Origin of the sequence: Bombilactobacillus folatiphilus, assembly GCF_023380265.1 — a bacterium.
Classification (GTDB): Bacteria; Bacillota; Bacilli; order Lactobacillales; family Lactobacillaceae; genus Bombilactobacillus; species Bombilactobacillus folatiphilus.
This window is the reverse complement of record NZ_CP093366.1, coordinates 1,450,636-1,467,929: the sequence shown is the minus strand read 5'-3', so window position 1 is coordinate 1,467,929 and position 17,294 is coordinate 1,450,636. Positions and strand designations below refer to the sequence as shown.

Sequence of the window (17,294 nt, the reverse complement as noted above, 5' to 3'; positions counted from 1 at the left end):
GGTCGAATCATAGATAGTGGAGGGAAACAGCATGGCAAAGTATCCACAAGAACAAAAAGTTCATTACAAAATGTATAAAGCCAAAAAACATTGGGTTTTCGCGGCGATTACAACATCGACTATTTTCTTTTTCGGTGCTAATTTAAATAACATCACAACACGAGCGGCAACTGTCAATGATGGAACGACTGAAGATAGCCAGCAAGTCGCGCCTAATAATGATGACACATCGCCTACGACACCTGCTAGTTCAGTCACTACCAGACAAGCGCCTGTTGCTGAATCCCCAGAGCCGGTAGCTAATCAAAACGCCTCTGCAGACACTGGTGGTGCAATGGTAACAACCAATGCGTCTACTAATGCAAACGCTGTCTCACAAAATAATACGCCAACTAGTGTTGCACAAGCACCAACGCCAACAACATCGACGCAAGATAATTATGTGAATCCATTATTGCGGGATAGTAGTAATGCGCCCGCTACGGAACAAGTGTCGTATCAAGATTTACTGCGTGATTCCGGTCTTGATGAAAATGGCATGGCTAATGTAACCAAAGATAATTTTTTAGATTATTTTGATTACAATGGTAGTGGCACTTACGATCCCAATACGGGTTTATTTACGTTTACACCAGATGATCGTTCACACGTTGGTAGTTTTAGTTTAAAAAATAAAATTGATTTAAGTCATGACTTTTCGTTGAATGGTCAAGTTCGATTGGGTGATAAGCCGAGTTATTATGGTGGCGCTGATGGTGTTAGTTTTGCCTTGCATACCGGTAATACGAATGACATTGGAGCTTTTGGTGGTAACTTAGGAATCGGTGGTTTACAAAATGCGCAAGGTTTCAAACTTGATACCTTCCCGAATGATGCCCAAAAACCAGATCCCACTAATAGTGATAATGAATTTGGTTGGGATGCTGATCCAGTACCACAAGGTTATTATGCATATGGTGGTTTTGTGACTACCAATTTTCGCCCGGATGTGGTGGGGACTGATGGGAATACTTATCCTCGTTGGTGGGCCACAGTGGACAAAGATTCGGTGCAAGGCTTAGATTATACGGACATGGATAATCAGTTGCACGATTTTACAGTGACTTATACGGCAAGTACGCGCGAATTAAAAGTGACTTTTAAGCAATATAGTGGCCAGACTTTGACTTGGACGAAAACAATTCCAGATACTGATATGTATAAATCAGTTTCACTGATGATGGCAGCTTCGACTGGTTGGAATACGAATTTACAAGAGTTCAAGATTAATCAATTCCAATTCACGCCAGCACCCTTTGTGAACTTACAGTATGTTGATTTAAATGGCAATCCAATTGGTGATGGAACTGTAGAACAAAAGGTGACGATCAGTGACGACGGAACAACATATAGTGCACAAGAACCACCCGAAATTTCTGGTTATAAATTTGTGAAAGTAGATGAGTCGCAGGGTATCCCTGCAAGTGGTAACTTGGATGATGATACTAACGGTAAAACGGTTACCTATGTTTATAAACCAGTAGCTAAAAGTGGGAACTACATTATCACGTATGATGATAATTTAGTAGCGGGAGCCACGATTCCTGATACTGATGTCACAGTTCCAGATAAAGCATCATCAGATCAGTTGCGTGTTACTGTGAAACGGACGATTCATTATGTCGATGGATCAACAGATCAAAAAATTGCTGATGATAAACTGCAAACGGTTGATTATTATTTAGTTGCTGTAGTCAATGATGACGGTACATTTTTAGGTTATGATACCGATGGTGATGGGAAAGTTGATCAAACAGATCGTGATGCAGCGTTAACAGACATTGGGGCACAAGGTGATACAACCAATACTAATATCAAGAATTTTGCAGAAGTAACATCACCTAGTATTGATGGTTACAATGCGCCAGATAAGGCAACAGTTGATGCTGCGGTGGCCCAAATGGGCGATTCACATGATGTGACTGTTTATTACAGTAAATCCAACCAAACAGCGACAGGTTATGGAGTTGTAACGGGCGGTGATAATAATAATGCTTTGCCTGATGGAGTGAACGAAGATGATTTGGTAGATACGGTCACGCGGACGATTCATTATCAAGATCAAGCTCAACCAGGGATTGCGATCAGTCCAGATGTTGTTCAAAGTGTTGATTACAATTTGACGGGAATTATTGATAAAACAGATGGTAATAAATTAATCGGTTATGATACTGACAATGATGGTATCCCAGATGTTTTGATTAGTGATTATGATAGCGTCGAAGATGCTAAAGATGCTGCAGTAACAAAAGTTGCTCAAAATTTCCAACAACAAGAGTCGCCCAGTGTTTATGGTTATTCGACGCCTGATCAGCCATATGTTAACAGTTCCAGCGCTGTTCCAGGTGCTAGTGATGTGACGGTTTATTATGCCAAGTTACCGGTTTTGAGCAATGACGTGGTACAAATTGGTGCTGATGCAGGAATTAAAGAAGGTTATACAATTGATCCACGGGACCCTAATGGTGTCACTTGGCCAGAAAAGGCTTATGCCACTAATTTAAAGAGTGAAACGACCCGGACCATTAATTATGTGGATGCTAATGATGTTAACAAAGTAGTCGCTAAACCGGTTGTTCAAACTGTTGATTATCAAGTGCAAGCGCAATTTACTTTGCAAGAAACTGATGGGAAAGTAACGGGCATTACTTTTGACGGTTATGTCAAACCTGATGGTTCCACAACTAAAGACAAAGATGAAGCTATTCAAGCTAATTATCCACAAGATTTAACAGCTTCTGAAGTGATTTCACCTAATTTAAGTGCGCAAGATTATGGTGATCCAGATATTTCGACGGTGGAAGCTACTGATATTCCTTATGGTAGCCAAGATCAAACGGTTACTGTCAAATATACTAAAAATAAGATGATCTCAGTTACGGATAATCCTGATGCTGATCCAATTACTGGAAACACCCCTGTATCAGAGAACAGTGAAGTAACAATGCCTGAAGAGGCTTGGAAGATTAATTCTACAGGTAATGTTCAGCGGACGATTAATTATGTAACATCGGATGGTTCTATTCTCCCTAATGATGAAAATGGTAATAAAGTTGAGTCGGTCATTCAAACAGTACCATATAGTTTGACAGCCATTGTCAATGAAAAGACTGGTGATTTTGTTGGTTACGATACTGATGGTGATGGTTGGGCTGATACTAAAGATAAGAAAACAGCGGTTGAAGCTTATTTCAATGCAAATAATAATACGTTCTATACCCAAGATTCCCCTGTCGTCACAGGTTATACCGCTGATGTTACGACAGTTCTGGAAGCAGCAGCCGAGCTAAATACACCCGATGTGACAGTGACGTATACTCCTGATCAGATCATAGAGATTTCAGGTGCGGATCATCACGAAGGTGATACTATTGATGGTAGTGATGCAACATTGCCGCCAGAAGCTGCTAGTGAGCAATTAAATGGTTCCGTCAACCGAACAATTAGTTATCAATTTTCTGATGGTTCAACTGCAGTTGATAATGATGGTAAAGAGATTTCATCAGTACCGCAAAGTGTTGAGTATCATTTGACGGCTGTTGTAGATCAAAAGACCGGTGCGTTTTTAGGTTATGATACCAACAATGATAACAAGGCAGATACAACTGATAAGACGACAGCTATTCAGGCAGCTTTGAAGGATACGCAATTTCCTAGTCAAGATTCACCCGAGATCAGTGGTTATACTGCTAGTCAAGAGACTGTTCCTGAAAGCCAAAGTACTAAAGATGTAGTCGTTTATTATACGCATGACGATGTGGTCAGAGTTGATGGCAGTCAGTTAAGTGAAGATGCTACAACTGTTGATAATAATGGTTCGTCAGTTACTTTACCTGATGAAGCAAAATATAATGCATTAAATGGTGATGTTAAACAAACGATTGAGTATGTGCCTGCAGATAGTAATGACGACTTGCCTGATACTGATGCTACGCAACCAAATGTTCAAAGTCATTCGTATCATTTGGTCGCCATTGTTGATGTTAATGGTACTTTCTTGGGCTATGATACCGACGGTAATAAAACCGTGGATACTAAAGACAAGAATGAAGCTATCGATGCTTATTTCAAGCAAAAGTCAGAATCATATTCCTCAATCGATTCGCCAAAACAATTAGGTTATACACCAAATCAAAAGGCAGTTGAAGGTAATCAAGTCGATCATGAGTCGCCGACAGTGACTGTAAATTATACTAAAGATGGCACGATACCGATTTCTGGTGGGGCTGCCCATACAGCAGATGATCCGATCGAACCTGGTAGTGACATTAAGACACCTGAAAAAGCAACGAAAGATGCTTTGACGGGTAATGCAACGCGAACCATCACTTATATAATCAGTGATGGTAAGACAAGCGCTCCTCAAAAGGTTGTTCAAACGGTGCCATATAGTTTGACCGCAATTGTGGATGAAACCAATGGTGATTTCTTAGGTTATGATACTGATGGCGATGGCGCTGTTGATACGCAAGATAAAGACACTGCTATTAACGCAGCGATTAGTAAGAAAAAATTTGTAGCAGTGAAATCACCGACAGTGCCAAATTATAATCCAGATCAAGTATCGGTTGCTGAAACAGGAGCAACTTTTAATGCCAATCCTGTAACTGTCACTTATAAACCACAGGCCACCAAGCCCTTTACTGCTAGCGATGGCAAGCAACAAAATAGTTTGATTGACGATGATAATGATGGTAGTCCTAAAGTGCCAGCACCAGCTTGGTCGACTAATTTAAAGGGTGAAGTGAAAGAAGTTGTTAATTATGTTACGCCTAATGGTGTGCAAACTCCCGATCCTGCTAACCAAACAATTGAGTATAATTTGACAGCCATTGTGAATACTGAAACAGGTGAATTCTTAGGTTATGATACAAATCATGATGGGACAGTTGACACTGATAATCGGCAAGAGGCGATTAGAGCATCTTTGGATAATAAACAATTTTCAAGTGTTACATCACCGACAATAGATGGTTATGCTCCTGATAAGAATACAGTTGAGGATATGGATCCAACAATTAATGGCAGTGATAATACGTTAACAATTACTGTCACTTATACACCAAACAGCACTGACGGCGGAGATAATACAACTACACCACCAGATATCACAGGAACAATTTCTGTTACAGATAATGATGGCGCAAATAGCGAAACACCGGTAGAAACTGGTAGTAATGTCATGATGCCAGAAGAAGCTTGGGCAGATCATTTGACTGGCGATACTCAAAGAACCATTAAATATGTAGTAAGTGGTGGTGGAGTAACAGCGCCGGAAACAGTTACCCAAACAAAAACTTATCACTTGACTGCAATTGTAGATAAGTCTGATGGAAAGTTCTTGGGTTATGATACTGATGGTGATGGCAATGTTGATACGCAAGATAAGAACGTGGCTATCGCAGCATCAATTAAAGATACACCATTTGAAGCTGTAACAACACAGCCAATTGATGGCTATACTCCAGACCAAACTACAGTCCCAGATAGTACCAATGCAGGAACTGTAACAGTCACTTATACACCAAACAGCACTGACGGCGGAGATAATACAACTACACCACCAGATATCACAGGAACAATTTCTGTTACAGATAATGATGGCGCAAATAGCGAAACACCGGTAGAAACTGGTAGTAATGTCATGATGCCAGAAGAAGCTTGGGCAGATCATTTGACTGGCGATACTCAAAGAACCATTAAATATGTAGTAAGTGGTGGTGGAGTAACAGCGCCGGAAACAGTTACCCAAACAAAAACTTATCACTTGACTGCAATTGTAGATAAGTCTGATGGAAAGTTCTTGGGTTATGATACTGATGGTGATGGCAATGTTGATACGCAAGATAAGAACGTGGCTATCGCAGCATCAATTAAAGATACACCATTTGATTCAGTAACAACACCAACCATTGCAGGCTATACGCCTAGCCAAGCTACGGTACCAGCAAGTACGACTGCAGGGACGGTGACTGTCACTTATACACCGGATAATAATGGTGGCGGAGGCGATAATACCACACCAACACCAACTCCTGATTCCTCAGTGGTGCCTGTGCACAGTAGCGATGGCACAACCATTACAACACCTGACGGCACAACGATTACGTTGCCAGAAGAAGCACAACCGCAAGCGTTGAAGCAGACTTATACGCGAACGATCAAATATCAGTATGACGATGGCACACCGGTTAAACCAGATGAAGTTCAGGCAGTCACCTATGATTTGATTGCAATGGTTAACCCAAATACCGGTGAACTGATTGGTTATAATACTGACGGAACCGGTCAAAATATCAATATTCGGATTGGTAATTTCAGTAGTCCATTTGCTGCCAAAATGGCCGCCATTCAAGATTATTTTGCTAAAAATAATTTGCAATGGGATGATGCCGATGCTCCTGTCGTAGCAGGCTTTGTTCCTGATCAAGATGTCGATGCAAATACTAATCCAACTGGTGATGATACGGTTACTGTCACTTATGCACGTGGCGATAATGGGATTGTAGCGGTACAACCGAGTGATGATATGAAGCCGGGTCAAACTATCGACAGCAGTAATCCAAGTGTTGTTTGGCCAGCGGGTGTTTCACAAGCTGATTTGCAAAAAACAGTCACGAGAATTATCAAGTATCAAGATCAGTATGGTAATACTTTGAGTGCACCGACAGTACAGCAAGTTGTTTATCAAGTTCATGCGATTGTTAATAAAACAACGGGTGCGCTGTTAGGTTATGATACTAACGGTGATGGTCAAGTTGATGCCACTGATTTAGCGGGTGCGTTTGCCAAAATTAATCAAACGCAAAGTTTTGCCGCACAAAGTGTACCTGATTTAAGCGCGCAAGGTTATTATCCAGTTGACACCGAAGAGGTTGCGAGTGTTGTGGCGGACATGAATAATCCGAATGTGATTACAATTGTGAGCTATACAAAAACGAAGCCGAGTGACAATTCGAATGCTGGCGTAACTCCTGGTGCTGCCACCAATGGTAGTAACTCTGGATTAAAGGGATCAGGTTTGGCGACGTCGGCCCAAGCGTTGAACTTTGACCCTAAAGCTAGTGCTTCCGATCCAGCGTTGAGTAATTCGAAGCAGGAATTACCACAAATGTCTGATAATCAACAACAAGATCGAGCAACTTCCTTGATTGGCGTTAGTCTCTTAAGCAGTTTGATTGGCTTAATGGGTTGGGAACGCAAAAAAAGAAAAGATGAAAGAGGTGAATAACTAAGCAGTAGGCTAAAATGCTAAAAGCACTTTATTAATAGTCAAAATACTATTGATAGAGTGCTTTTTTAGTGGAAAAAAGAATTAATTTTCTAAATTTTCAAAACGGCGAGTTAATTTGGTATAACTTTCCGTATTTTTTAAATAAGAACTGAGAATCTTGATTAATTCCGTAATTTGCTCCGGATTTTGAATTCTTTGTTGAATACTGGCATTAAATTCCGCATTCTTTTGGCGTAAGATTGGCACTAATTGTTGACCGGCAGATGATAATTGAACCAAATTAACACGCTTATCTTTTTGATAAGGAATAGTTTGAGCTAAACCCTTATTAATGACGGAGGAAACTAAACGACTTGGTGATTGACGTTCACAAATTAATAACTGCCCCAAATCTTTAATGGACATGGGACCATAAGTATCTAGGACAGTCAATACTTCAGCCTGATTGGCAGTAATCTTTAGTTCTTTCAAAAGATTGTTGAAGTTAGCTAAGCCTTCACGTTCACAGCTTTTTAGTAGGAAACGCAAAAGCTCAATTTGTTCATCCATCAAGGTGACCTCACTTAATTTATTATGCATTATTTTAACCGATTCAAAATTTTGGTTCAATGAAAAACATTGACATTAATATGAAACTAATCTAATATTCAATATACATGACATATCATGTATATTGAGGAGGATTTTAAGATGATTGAATTTAAACAAATAGATAAAGACTATTCGGTTGGCGATCAGACAATTAAAGCGTTGCATGATATTAATTTTCAAATTGAAACACAGAAGCTGACAATTATTTTAGGACCATCTGGTTCGGGAAAAAGTACCTTACTAAATATTCTGGGGGGCATGGATCGACCTACACGTGGAACAGTTCAATTTAATGAACAAAATGTTGCAGCATTAAATGATCATGAATTGACTAATTATCGACGCAATTTAGTTGGCTTTGTCTTCCAATTTTATAATTTGATCCCTAGCCTGACAGCTTTGGAAAATGTTGCGATTGCAGCTCAACTGACGAAAAACGATGCCAACTCATTAAAATATTTAAAACAAGTTGGTTTGGAGCAAAGGTTAGATAACTTTCCTAATCAAATGTCTGGTGGGGAAATGCAACGCGTTTCTATCGCTCGAGCGTTAGCAAAACAACCACAGTTGTTGTTATGTGATGAACCTACGGGAGCGTTAGATTCCAGGACCAGTTTGAAAATTATGAAAATTCTACAAGATGTTGCTAAAACTACTGACACAGCGGTCGTTGTGGTGACACATAATCCTGATTTTGAGCAATATGGTGATCAAGTGATTCGACTCAGAGACGGTCAGGTGGAATCTATCTCGCAAAATGATAATCCGGTAGTTATCGAAGGAGCATAAGGAGATGAAATATTTAAATCAAAAGCTTATTCGCGAAGTCAAACAAAATTGGACGCAATTTTTTTCTGTTTTTTTGATGGCGTTGTTATCAATTATCGTGTTTGTCGGACTACAAGGCTCTTGGAAAGGTCTGGAAGCAAGTTTAAATCATTATATTAGTGACACTCATTTAGCCAATTATTGGGTTCAAAGTAGCTCCATTAGTGATACGGATGTGCGCAGAGTCAAAAATTTATCTGGAATCACAAACGCACAAAGTGGAACACGGATACAAACTAAACAGGGTAAACATCATTTAATCATTGATTCCTACAAAAAACCGGTTACCAAGTTACATGTAGTAACAGGAAAAAAATATCAGTCGACTCAAAATGGTATTTGGATTAATCAAGAATACGCACAAGCACATCATTTGAAAGTTGGCAATGATCTGCAAATTTCTTATCTTTCACGACATTTTTCACTGAAAATTCGTGGGATTGTACAAAGTTCTGAGCGGATTTATTTTACAGGTACACGTGAATTTATTGCACCAAATTATTCTAATTATGGTTATGCTTATATTTCGCCGCAAACATTGGCTCAACAAGTCAATTATCACGGACCTCAAAATGTGCTGACCATTAAGGGATATCATCCTCAAATGCGCCATCAAGTGGAAAAAATTTTGCAGCAACGTTTAATGTCGTATGATAATCGTTCAACATTACCCGATGTTTCCAATGCAATGGATCGGGTGGATGAAATCAAAAATCTTTCATATCTATTTTCATTCATTTTTATATTGTTGGCGATCCTAGCGATGTATACAACAATTAAAAGACTGATTGAAAGTCAAGGTCAAGAAATTGCGACTTTAAAAGCGCTAGGTTTTTCTAATGCCAAAATTATGATTCATTATGCTAGTTTTGGCCTCTTAGTAGGTAGTTTGGGTTCGCTAGTTGGTTTGTTAATAGCACCATTCATTTCTTGGTTTGTTTTACGTACGCAAAAGCAAATGTTTTCGATCCATCAATGGACACTAGCTTATGGTTGGAGTTCTTTGTTCGTGGTGTTATTGGTGACTTTGATTTGTGTTTTGGCCGCTTTTTTGGCGGCAAGAAGTGCTACGAAAGGTTTGCCGGCTGTTTTCTTGCAAGGAACCAAAACAACCAAAGTTCACAAAATTATTTTAGAAAAGTGGACAGGTCTCTGGAACCATCTTTCTTATACAGGTCGTTGGGCGTTCAGAGACATTTTTATTAATCGGACACGAACTTTGATGGGGATTATTGGTGTTGCGGGAAGCACGATGTTGATGATTGCAGGGATTGGCATGCCACAATCTATGACGCATTTAGTCAACAAGGCGTATAATCAAGATTTTACCTATAATCAGCGTCTTTATGTCAATAATTATCAGCAATATCAGCAAGCTCATCCTCATGCACAACAATGGGTTCAAATTAGTCAAGCCCATTTTTCACCGGATGATGGCTTTAACCGCCTTTTGATTGTGGTTGGTAAGGGGCATGAAGTGCATATGAAAACCCAGAACAATCAAAGTATCAAAGATGGTGGCCTTTATGTAACACATGGTTTTGCTCAGTCTGCTCATATTAAGAAAGGTGATCGATTAAAAGTTCGGACTTTTGGCAGCAATCAACAGTATCAATTTAAGGTTAGGGGTATTCTTTTAAGTGAAACGAATCAAGGAGCCTATTTAACCAAACACACTTGGGAACAAGCGGGTGGTTTGTCTGCTCCAACAACGCTATTAGTTGGTCCCAATTATCACTATCACAAGCGTGATGTTAGTTCCACAATTTCCATTAAAGAACAAAAAAAGAATGCTTATAATTTTGTGAATAACTTGATGAGTATTTTCCTATTAATTATTGTCTTTGGTGTGTTACTGATTGTGATCGTTTTGTATAATTTAGGTTCACTTAGTTTTGTGGAAAGATTACAAGATTACGCCACTTTGCGCGTTTTGGGAATCCATAAACCAGAATTGAGAAATCTAGTTTTTATTGAAAATGTGATAACTACTTTCGTTGGTTGGCTATTTGGTATTCCGGCGGGAATCTGGTTCTTGGGTCAATATGTTAAAACATTCTCCACGATTAACTTGGAATATACGCCGTATATTAATGTTTGGACCATTGTTATTTCCTCTGCATTTGTTTGGCTATGCTCGTTATCGACGACCTTTTTTGTTAGTCAACGCTTGAAAAAAGTTGACATGGTACAAGCTTTGAAGGGGTCGGAATAGAATTAATAATGGTATTGATAGTGATAATATTTAATTTGCCAACGTCTGGAATCACAAGCCACGAGTTTTGAATCAGTCAGTAGATAAGTTGGTAACATAGCACTGACTTTTTCTTGTTTAACTAGTTGTAAAATATTTTCCAACGAATCAATTTCGATGACATTGGTTGTCTCAGATAATAAATCTAAAGTTAGCTTGCGCAGGGGACATTGGGTATCATGATTAACGGCAATGGGTAGCGAAGCTGCCAACTGAGTGTTCGCGCCTGCTATCCAGCAAGTTTCAATACTAGCTTCAGACATTAAGTCATAACCTTTGAATTTAATGGGATTAAATGTAGCGACGTGTTGGTAAATGGTTTGAGCTAAGGCTTGCTGGAATTCGCATGTTTCTTTAATCGTAATTTCGTAATGATTCACATCGAACTCTTTTTGGGTCATGATTAAGTAATTCAATAGTAGTTCAGAGATTAAAAGACGTGGTTTGGTTGTAATCATGGCAGACTTTAATTGTTGAAATTGATCTAAAGTTTGTTTAGCAAATTGATACAGCAATTGACCGTTAGCAGTTGGTGAAACACCGTTGTTGGTTCTGATGAAAAGATTCGTGTCTAATTCTTGCTCTAGTTGTTGGAGCCGGGCGCTTAAATTCGATTGCGTGTATTGTAATTTGTTGGCGGCTTGGTTGATGGACTTGGTTTCAAAAATCATTTGATAGATTTCTAAGTCGTTAAAGTTCATGCTTTCTCCTTATCTTAGATTATTCAATTTTTTCTTCTTATAATATACTTCTTTTTGTAATAAAAAGGAGGACCTGATTTGATCCGCAAGCTTTAGGTCGGGTAGTTGTTGATAATCCTGATAAATGGAAATATGTTTCCTTCACTTTTTTTAAATTGTTGCTTGCTTAGACAAGATACCATCATTGCTACAACCTTTGATTAATTTAATAAAAAATTGCTTTTTTAAAAATTCGAAGTTCTGTTTGACGTAATTAAAGATAGACGCTGATGAAACAAATGAAATCAAGCACAATATTAGTTCTGGACTCGACGCTTGTATTAAACTGAACTTGATAAGGTAAGCTAAGTTGTAAGCTATTTTGGTTGTGAATTTTGTAAGCTGGAATACATCTTAAGATTATTATGTTATATTGGATTATTGGACAAGGGAGGAATTGACATGGCAAAAGCAATGGATGTGGCAGATTATATAATTACAAAAGCTAAAAAATTAAGCACTCCTGTATCTAATCTCCAGTTACAAAAGATTATGTATTATTTAAATGTTATCCATTTAGTTGAAAATGGTGTAGATCAACCATTGATTGACGATGCGCGTTTTCAACGGTGGCCTTTTGGTCCCGTTATTAGTTCTGTTTATCATGAATATTCGAATAATGGTGGGATGGATATCGAGAAACCACAAGATCATGGTACATTGGCTTGGGATGATAAAGAAGAAGATTTTAAATTTTTTTCAAAGAAATTTGATGCAAGTGATTTTCACGTTAAGCATAGAGATGATGAGAAGTTTATTGATACTTACATTAAGGAGCTTCTCAAGTATCCAGCTTATAAGTTAGTGGGCTACTCGCATATGGAAGATCAGTGGAAAGAAAAGGATTACAATGAATCATATGATGATTATTTAACGTATGATTATTATAAAAATGATAGCTGGCTCCAGAGTATTATAGATAATTCAAAAATTAACTAAATATAGGAATATATAATAATGGCCAATTTAGACAGAGAAATTTGTGATCTCATATTAACTCAAGATATTGGTGATGAAAATTCAAAAAAATTAATTCAATATTTTTTAGAACTAAATCGGCGAGATGTAAAGAGATTATCCTATATTGAAATATCTAATTCGTTGACTGAAGAGATTATTTCTAAGTTGTCTGTCCATAATGACAATAATCAAAGAAATAAAGTTATTGATAATTTACTTTTAAGAGCATCAAATAATATTGGGACGGTAAATAGTCGTTTAAAAACTAGTTTTGAAAAACAAATTAAAGATGAGGATACTAGAAATATTTACAAAGCTAGTATTGAATCTTTATGTAAAAATATGAATTACGATATCAGAATGGCCATAGTAAATGAAGTAGAATATAACGATTTAACCAAAGAGCTAAATAAGCGAAAAGAAGATTTAGAAGATAGTGTTAATAAGTTAAATAACAATATAGATAATATGAAAAACAAATTATATGCTGATTTTATTACTATTTTAGGAATTTTTACCGCTATTACATTTGCGGTTTTTGGTGGCATGCAAACTTTTACTGCTTTATTCAGTAAGTTGAATATTGCGTCAGCAACAAGTAAAACTTATGGCTTTGTTTTGGCTACGGGCGCCGTTTTTGGTCTGATTTTGTATGGAATTATTATTGTATTGTTCTATGGAATATCGAAGCTAACATTCTCGACTGACAAATATTCACCTTCACCAAAATTGACTCAGATTATTTTGGGGATCTTAGGCATAATGTTTTTAGCCGGGACTGCGATTATTATTTTTTGTTAAGAAAAGATCGTGAGGTAATATCTGATTTGAGGTATTACTTTTTTGTATTCCTAACAGTAAAAAAGTCCCCAAACTCTGATTGAAAGTCTTAGGACTTATCGTTTGGAACACGAACTTTAATTATGAGGGGGAAAACTAGTACAATTTCAACTTAACTCATTTGGTTTTTAATTGCTAATTATTTGCTCATCATTTATCTGTTTAATTGTCATGAAAGAAGAAAACCCTTAAGGCTGTAATAGGGTTGACCAAAAGGGCTTACTTCTTCCAAGTGCATAGTAACACGGGTTCATCTTTTGTACAATAGATATAATATTTTTAATTTATTTGTTCACGAAAAGTCTAACTTTTTAATTAATCGAACTTGAAAAAATTATCATTACATAAATTTATTGCAAAATTAATTAACATGATAAACTATTTGAGTTAAAATATCTTGTTTATGGAATATTTATTGACAAATTATGAATAGGCTTTCATACTGTCATCATGAAAGTTGCGAATTGAAGGAGTAAATATGTTAGCTAAAGATTTTTGTTGGGGTGCTTCCTTGTCTGCCCATCAAACGGAAGGTGCGGCTACGGAAGATGGTAAGTCGCCCTCAGTGCAAGATTGTCGTGTACGTGATGACCAAATTGCCGATTTTACGGTGGCATCTGACCATTATCATCGCTATCGAGAGGATATTAAATTATTAGCCGGTCTAGGGATTAAAGCTTTGCGGATTTCGCTGCCGTGGACACGGATTATTCCTGCAGGGGTGGGTGCGACGAATCCTAGCGCCATCGCACATTATCGTGATGTGTTTGCTACGATGCACGCTTATAAGATTGAACCGATGGTGACGATGTACCATTTTGATTTGCCACAAAATTTGCAAGATCAAGGTGGTTGGACGCAGCGCCAAACAGTGGATGCTTATGCACGATACGCGCGCGTTTTGTTTGAAAATTTTGGTGACCAAGTTAAATATTGGCTGACGATCAATGAACCCAATATTATGTTGTTAGCGGATCAAAAAATTCTGGGCTTTACTTACACCCATCAAGAGCGTTATCAGGCCTTTTATCATTTGATGATTGCAGAGAAAAAGGCGTTTGCATTGTGTCATCAATTGTTGCCACAAGCCCAAATTGGTCCCGTACCCAATATTTCGTATGTTTATCCAGGCAGTGCTGCGCCCCAAGATATTCGGGCGGCGGAATATTTTAATGCGGTACGTAATTGGGCTTATTTGGATTTTTCGGTGCAAGGTCGATTAAATCCATTGTTTCAAAATTATTTACGCCAAACGGGCATTGATCTGCAAATTTTGCCAGAAGATCAGGAATTGGTAACGACTAATTTTCCAGATTTTTTGGGCATTAATTATTATACGAGCGTGACAGTAGAGTATCCCAAGCAAGATCAAGATCGTTTGAGTGGCGTTAGTGATCAGCAATCAGAAGATGTCTATGAAAAAGGTTTTTATAAAGGCTTAACGAATCCTTATTTACAAAAAAATGATTTTAATTGGACAATTGATCCGCTCGGTTTGCAGACGACGCTGGAAGTGATTAATGATCGCTATCAATTGCCAATTTATATTACGGAAAATGGTTTAGGTGCTTATGATGAGTTAACGGCGGATCATCAGGTACATGATCCTTATCGGATTGATTATCTCAAACAACATCTGCAAAGTATTCAACAAGCGGTGGCAAGTGGTGTGCCCGTCAAGGGTTATTTGCCTTGGTCGGCGCTGGATTTGGTGAGTGTGCATGAAGGTATGAGAAAACGGTATGGCTTGATTTATGTCGATCGGACGGAGCAAGACTTGAAAGATTTGGCGCGTTATCCTAAGGATAGTTACTATTGGTATCAACAGGTAATTGCAAAACGAGGAGTCGATGAATGAAAGCCATCTTTAATTTTTTAAACAAATATTTACTACCGCCATTAAATAAATTGGCGAATACCAAAGTCATCAACGGTATCATGGATGCTAGTTTGGCGGCCGTTCCTTTTACGATTGTAGCGTCAATCTTTTTAATTCTGAATAACTTACCGCAAATTTTGCCGTTTGCGGCACCGTTTTTGAAACATACATTGTTAAAATTCAGTGGCTTTTATATGCTAGGCAACACGATGGCTTTGGGTTCCATTGCGCTGTATTATTCGGTTTCGCTCGGTTATTACTATGTGGAACAATATCGCAAAGCTGGTGAAGAGCAGCTCAATGCCTTTACTGGGGCGTTGCTGTCTTTATTCGCTTTCTTATTGACGATTCCAACGATTTCTTGGAAAAATGGCGTCGCTGTTGGCAGTGATCAGGTAGTTGGTGCCCACAATTATTCGGTTGGTGGTGTCGCAATGGTCAACGGTTGGTTGTCGCGCTTTGGCGGCGTGGGAATTTTTATTGCAATTATCACCGGGATCATTGCGGTGCAATTATATCGGTTATGCGTGAATAAAAATGTGACGATTAAAATGCCTGCCGGCGTACCTGAAGGTGTCAGCCGGTCGTTTGCGTCGTTAATTCCGTCAATTCTAGTGGCGGTGGTAATGATCGGTATTGATATTATCTTAGGTTATTTCCATACGGATTTGCATCAACTGTTGTCTGCACCATTTAGTTTTGTCAAAGATTTAACCGGTTCGTGGCTGGGCATGTTAGTCATTTTATTGTTGATTCATTTGTTGTGGGCGGTCGGAGTCCATGGCACCGCGATTATCAAAAACAGTTTTGTGAATCCAATTTTGTTGGTGACACTGACCGAAAATATTAATGGGCAACATAATATTTTTGCGGGTGACTTCATTAATATGTGGGTCTTTATTGGTGGCGCTGGTGGAACTTTGGGGTTAGTCTTGTTGATGTTGACACGTTCCAAGTCTGCTCAACTAAAAACGTTAGGCAAAACCGCTATTTTGCCGGCGATTTTTAATATTAATGAACCAGTGATTTTTGGTGCTCCAATTGTGTATAATCCATATTTGATTATTCCATTTATCATCAATCCAATGGTGCTTGCTTCAGTGGCCTATTTGGCGATTAAATTACATTGGGTCGGATATGTGAATGCGGCGATTGCATGGATTTTGCCCGTCGGTGTGGGGGCGTTTATTGGCACAAGTGGTAATTTCATGGCTTTGGTGATTGCTTTAGTGAACTTGGTGTTATCAATCGTTATTTATTATCCATTTTTCAAAATGTATGATCAAAAGTTATATCAAGATGAACTGCATAATAATGTAGAAGGACAAAGCTAGAATGAATTCACAGGGTATATTTCTTGTCAAGTGAAGTGCATTTTGGGTATAATTGTTTTGTTTTTTGGGGAGGTGAAGCTGACATGTCATGGGTTGATATTGTACAAGGTGCTTTAAATATGGGTTCTGGTATTTTACAAAATATTGGTGGCTTTTTTAACATCTTTAAATAATTATTTACAGAAATAAATAAAGCATTTTTCATTGCAGAAGTATTTAAGGCAGTGAAAATGCTTTATTTTTTTATAGAAATTGATGCGAGGATCAAATATTTTTGTTAAAAATGTGCAAGAGAACGATATCAATGCTATGTAAATTAATTTTTTAACAAAATAATTTAACTAAAAATTATTTTTATTAAGCATATTGCGTAAATTAACTAAAATAGTTGGTGCTACTGGTTTTATAGTGATTATTGTCAATAAATAACTTAAAAATTGATTTGAATATTATATTCAGATTTATGTTTGTGTGCTATAATTTTTTCACACATCAATCTAAACAATTGTTCTATCATGAGAGGCATTATTTTGCGAAAAAAGTACTTCGAATTTTAATTCTAAGCCTGACGATTTTATTTTTTTTACATACCAAT

The 17,294-nt window shown here is 37.9% G+C and carries 9 protein-coding genes; 7 read left to right on the top strand and 2 right to left on the bottom strand.

Annotated elements, in window-relative coordinates:
- Positions 1-31: 31 nt before the first annotated feature.
- Complete coding sequence (locus MOO45_RS07340) at positions 32-7,270, top strand: mucin-binding protein (protein WP_249514263.1); 7,239 nt, start codon at positions 32-34, stop codon at positions 7,268-7,270.
- An 84-nt stretch (positions 7,271-7,354) separates the two neighbouring features.
- Here MOO45_RS07340 and MOO45_RS07335 read toward each other — a convergent pair whose 3' ends face one another.
- The gene (locus MOO45_RS07335; protein ID WP_249514262.1) at positions 7,355-7,822 is read right to left on the bottom strand and encodes a MarR family winged helix-turn-helix transcriptional regulator; all 468 of its coding nucleotides are present in this window, start codon (positions 7,820-7,822) and stop codon (positions 7,355-7,357) included.
- A gap of 141 nt (positions 7,823-7,963) precedes the next feature.
- Here MOO45_RS07335 and MOO45_RS07330 point away from each other — a divergent pair, with 141 nt between their 5' ends.
- Both MOO45_RS07330 and MOO45_RS07325 read left to right on the top strand, forming a co-directional pair.
- Positions 7,964-8,653 carry an ABC transporter ATP-binding protein gene (locus tag MOO45_RS07330; protein ID WP_249514261.1) on the top strand — a complete coding sequence of 230 codons (690 nt, stop codon included), beginning with the start codon at positions 7,964-7,966 and terminating at the stop codon, positions 8,651-8,653.
- Between the two features lie 4 nt (positions 8,654-8,657).
- Entirely contained in the window at positions 8,658-10,907 is a 2,250-nt protein-coding gene (locus tag MOO45_RS07325) for an ABC transporter permease (protein WP_249514260.1), read from the top strand.
- A 2-nt stretch (positions 10,908-10,909) separates the two neighbouring features.
- Here the strand turns inward: MOO45_RS07325 and MOO45_RS07320 are convergent, their stop codons facing one another.
- Positions 10,910-11,647, bottom strand: coding sequence for a LysR family transcriptional regulator (locus MOO45_RS07320; protein WP_249514259.1), 738 nt, complete (start codon positions 11,645-11,647; stop codon positions 10,910-10,912).
- A 441-nt stretch (positions 11,648-12,088) separates the two neighbouring features.
- Here MOO45_RS07320 and MOO45_RS07315 point away from each other — a divergent pair, with 441 nt between their 5' ends.
- The 4 genes from MOO45_RS07315 to MOO45_RS07300 all read left to right on the top strand — a co-directional run bounded on the left by MOO45_RS07315 (position 12,089) and on the right by MOO45_RS07300 (position 16,699).
- Complete coding sequence (locus MOO45_RS07315) at positions 12,089-12,625, top strand: Panacea domain-containing protein (RefSeq protein WP_249514258.1); 537 nt, start codon at positions 12,089-12,091, stop codon at positions 12,623-12,625.
- An 18-nt stretch (positions 12,626-12,643) separates the two neighbouring features.
- Positions 12,644-13,447 (top strand): hypothetical protein, encoded by an 804-nt coding sequence (locus tag MOO45_RS07310; protein ID WP_249514257.1) that lies wholly within the window; start codon positions 12,644-12,646, stop codon positions 13,445-13,447.
- Positions 13,448-13,964: 517 nt separating this feature from the next.
- Positions 13,965-15,344 (top strand): glycoside hydrolase family 1 protein, encoded by a 1,380-nt coding sequence (locus MOO45_RS07305; RefSeq protein WP_249514256.1) that lies wholly within the window; start codon positions 13,965-13,967, stop codon positions 15,342-15,344.
- Positions 15,341-16,699 (top strand): PTS transporter subunit EIIC, encoded by a 1,359-nt coding sequence (locus MOO45_RS07300; protein ID WP_249514255.1) that lies wholly within the window; start codon positions 15,341-15,343, stop codon positions 16,697-16,699. The genes MOO45_RS07305 and MOO45_RS07300 overlap by 4 nt, the downstream gene beginning before the upstream one ends.
- Positions 16,700-17,294: the final 595 nt, after the last annotated feature.

Bases quoted from the DNA above. Each gene is read 5' to 3' on its own strand.
- MOO45_RS07315 (WP_249514258.1), top strand. From the start codon at position 12,089: ATGGCAAAAGCAATGGATGTGGCAGATTATATAATTACAAAAGCTAAA.
- MOO45_RS07335 (WP_249514262.1), bottom strand. From the start codon at position 7,822: ATGGATGAACAAATTGAGCTTTTGCGTTTCCTACTAAAAAGCTGTGAA.
- MOO45_RS07320 (WP_249514259.1), bottom strand. From the start codon at position 11,647: ATGAACTTTAACGACTTAGAAATCTATCAAATGATTTTTGAAACCAAG.
- MOO45_RS07300 (WP_249514255.1), top strand. From the start codon at position 15,341: ATGAAAGCCATCTTTAATTTTTTAAACAAATATTTACTACCGCCATTA.
- MOO45_RS07305 (WP_249514256.1), top strand. From the start codon at position 13,965: ATGTTAGCTAAAGATTTTTGTTGGGGTGCTTCCTTGTCTGCCCATCAA.
- MOO45_RS07325 (WP_249514260.1), top strand. From the start codon at position 8,658: ATGAAATATTTAAATCAAAAGCTTATTCGCGAAGTCAAACAAAATTGG.
- MOO45_RS07310 (WP_249514257.1), top strand. From the start codon at position 12,644: ATGGCCAATTTAGACAGAGAAATTTGTGATCTCATATTAACTCAAGAT.
- MOO45_RS07330 (WP_249514261.1), top strand. From the start codon at position 7,964: ATGATTGAATTTAAACAAATAGATAAAGACTATTCGGTTGGCGATCAG.
- MOO45_RS07340 (WP_249514263.1), top strand. From the start codon at position 32: ATGGCAAAGTATCCACAAGAACAAAAAGTTCATTACAAAATGTATAAA.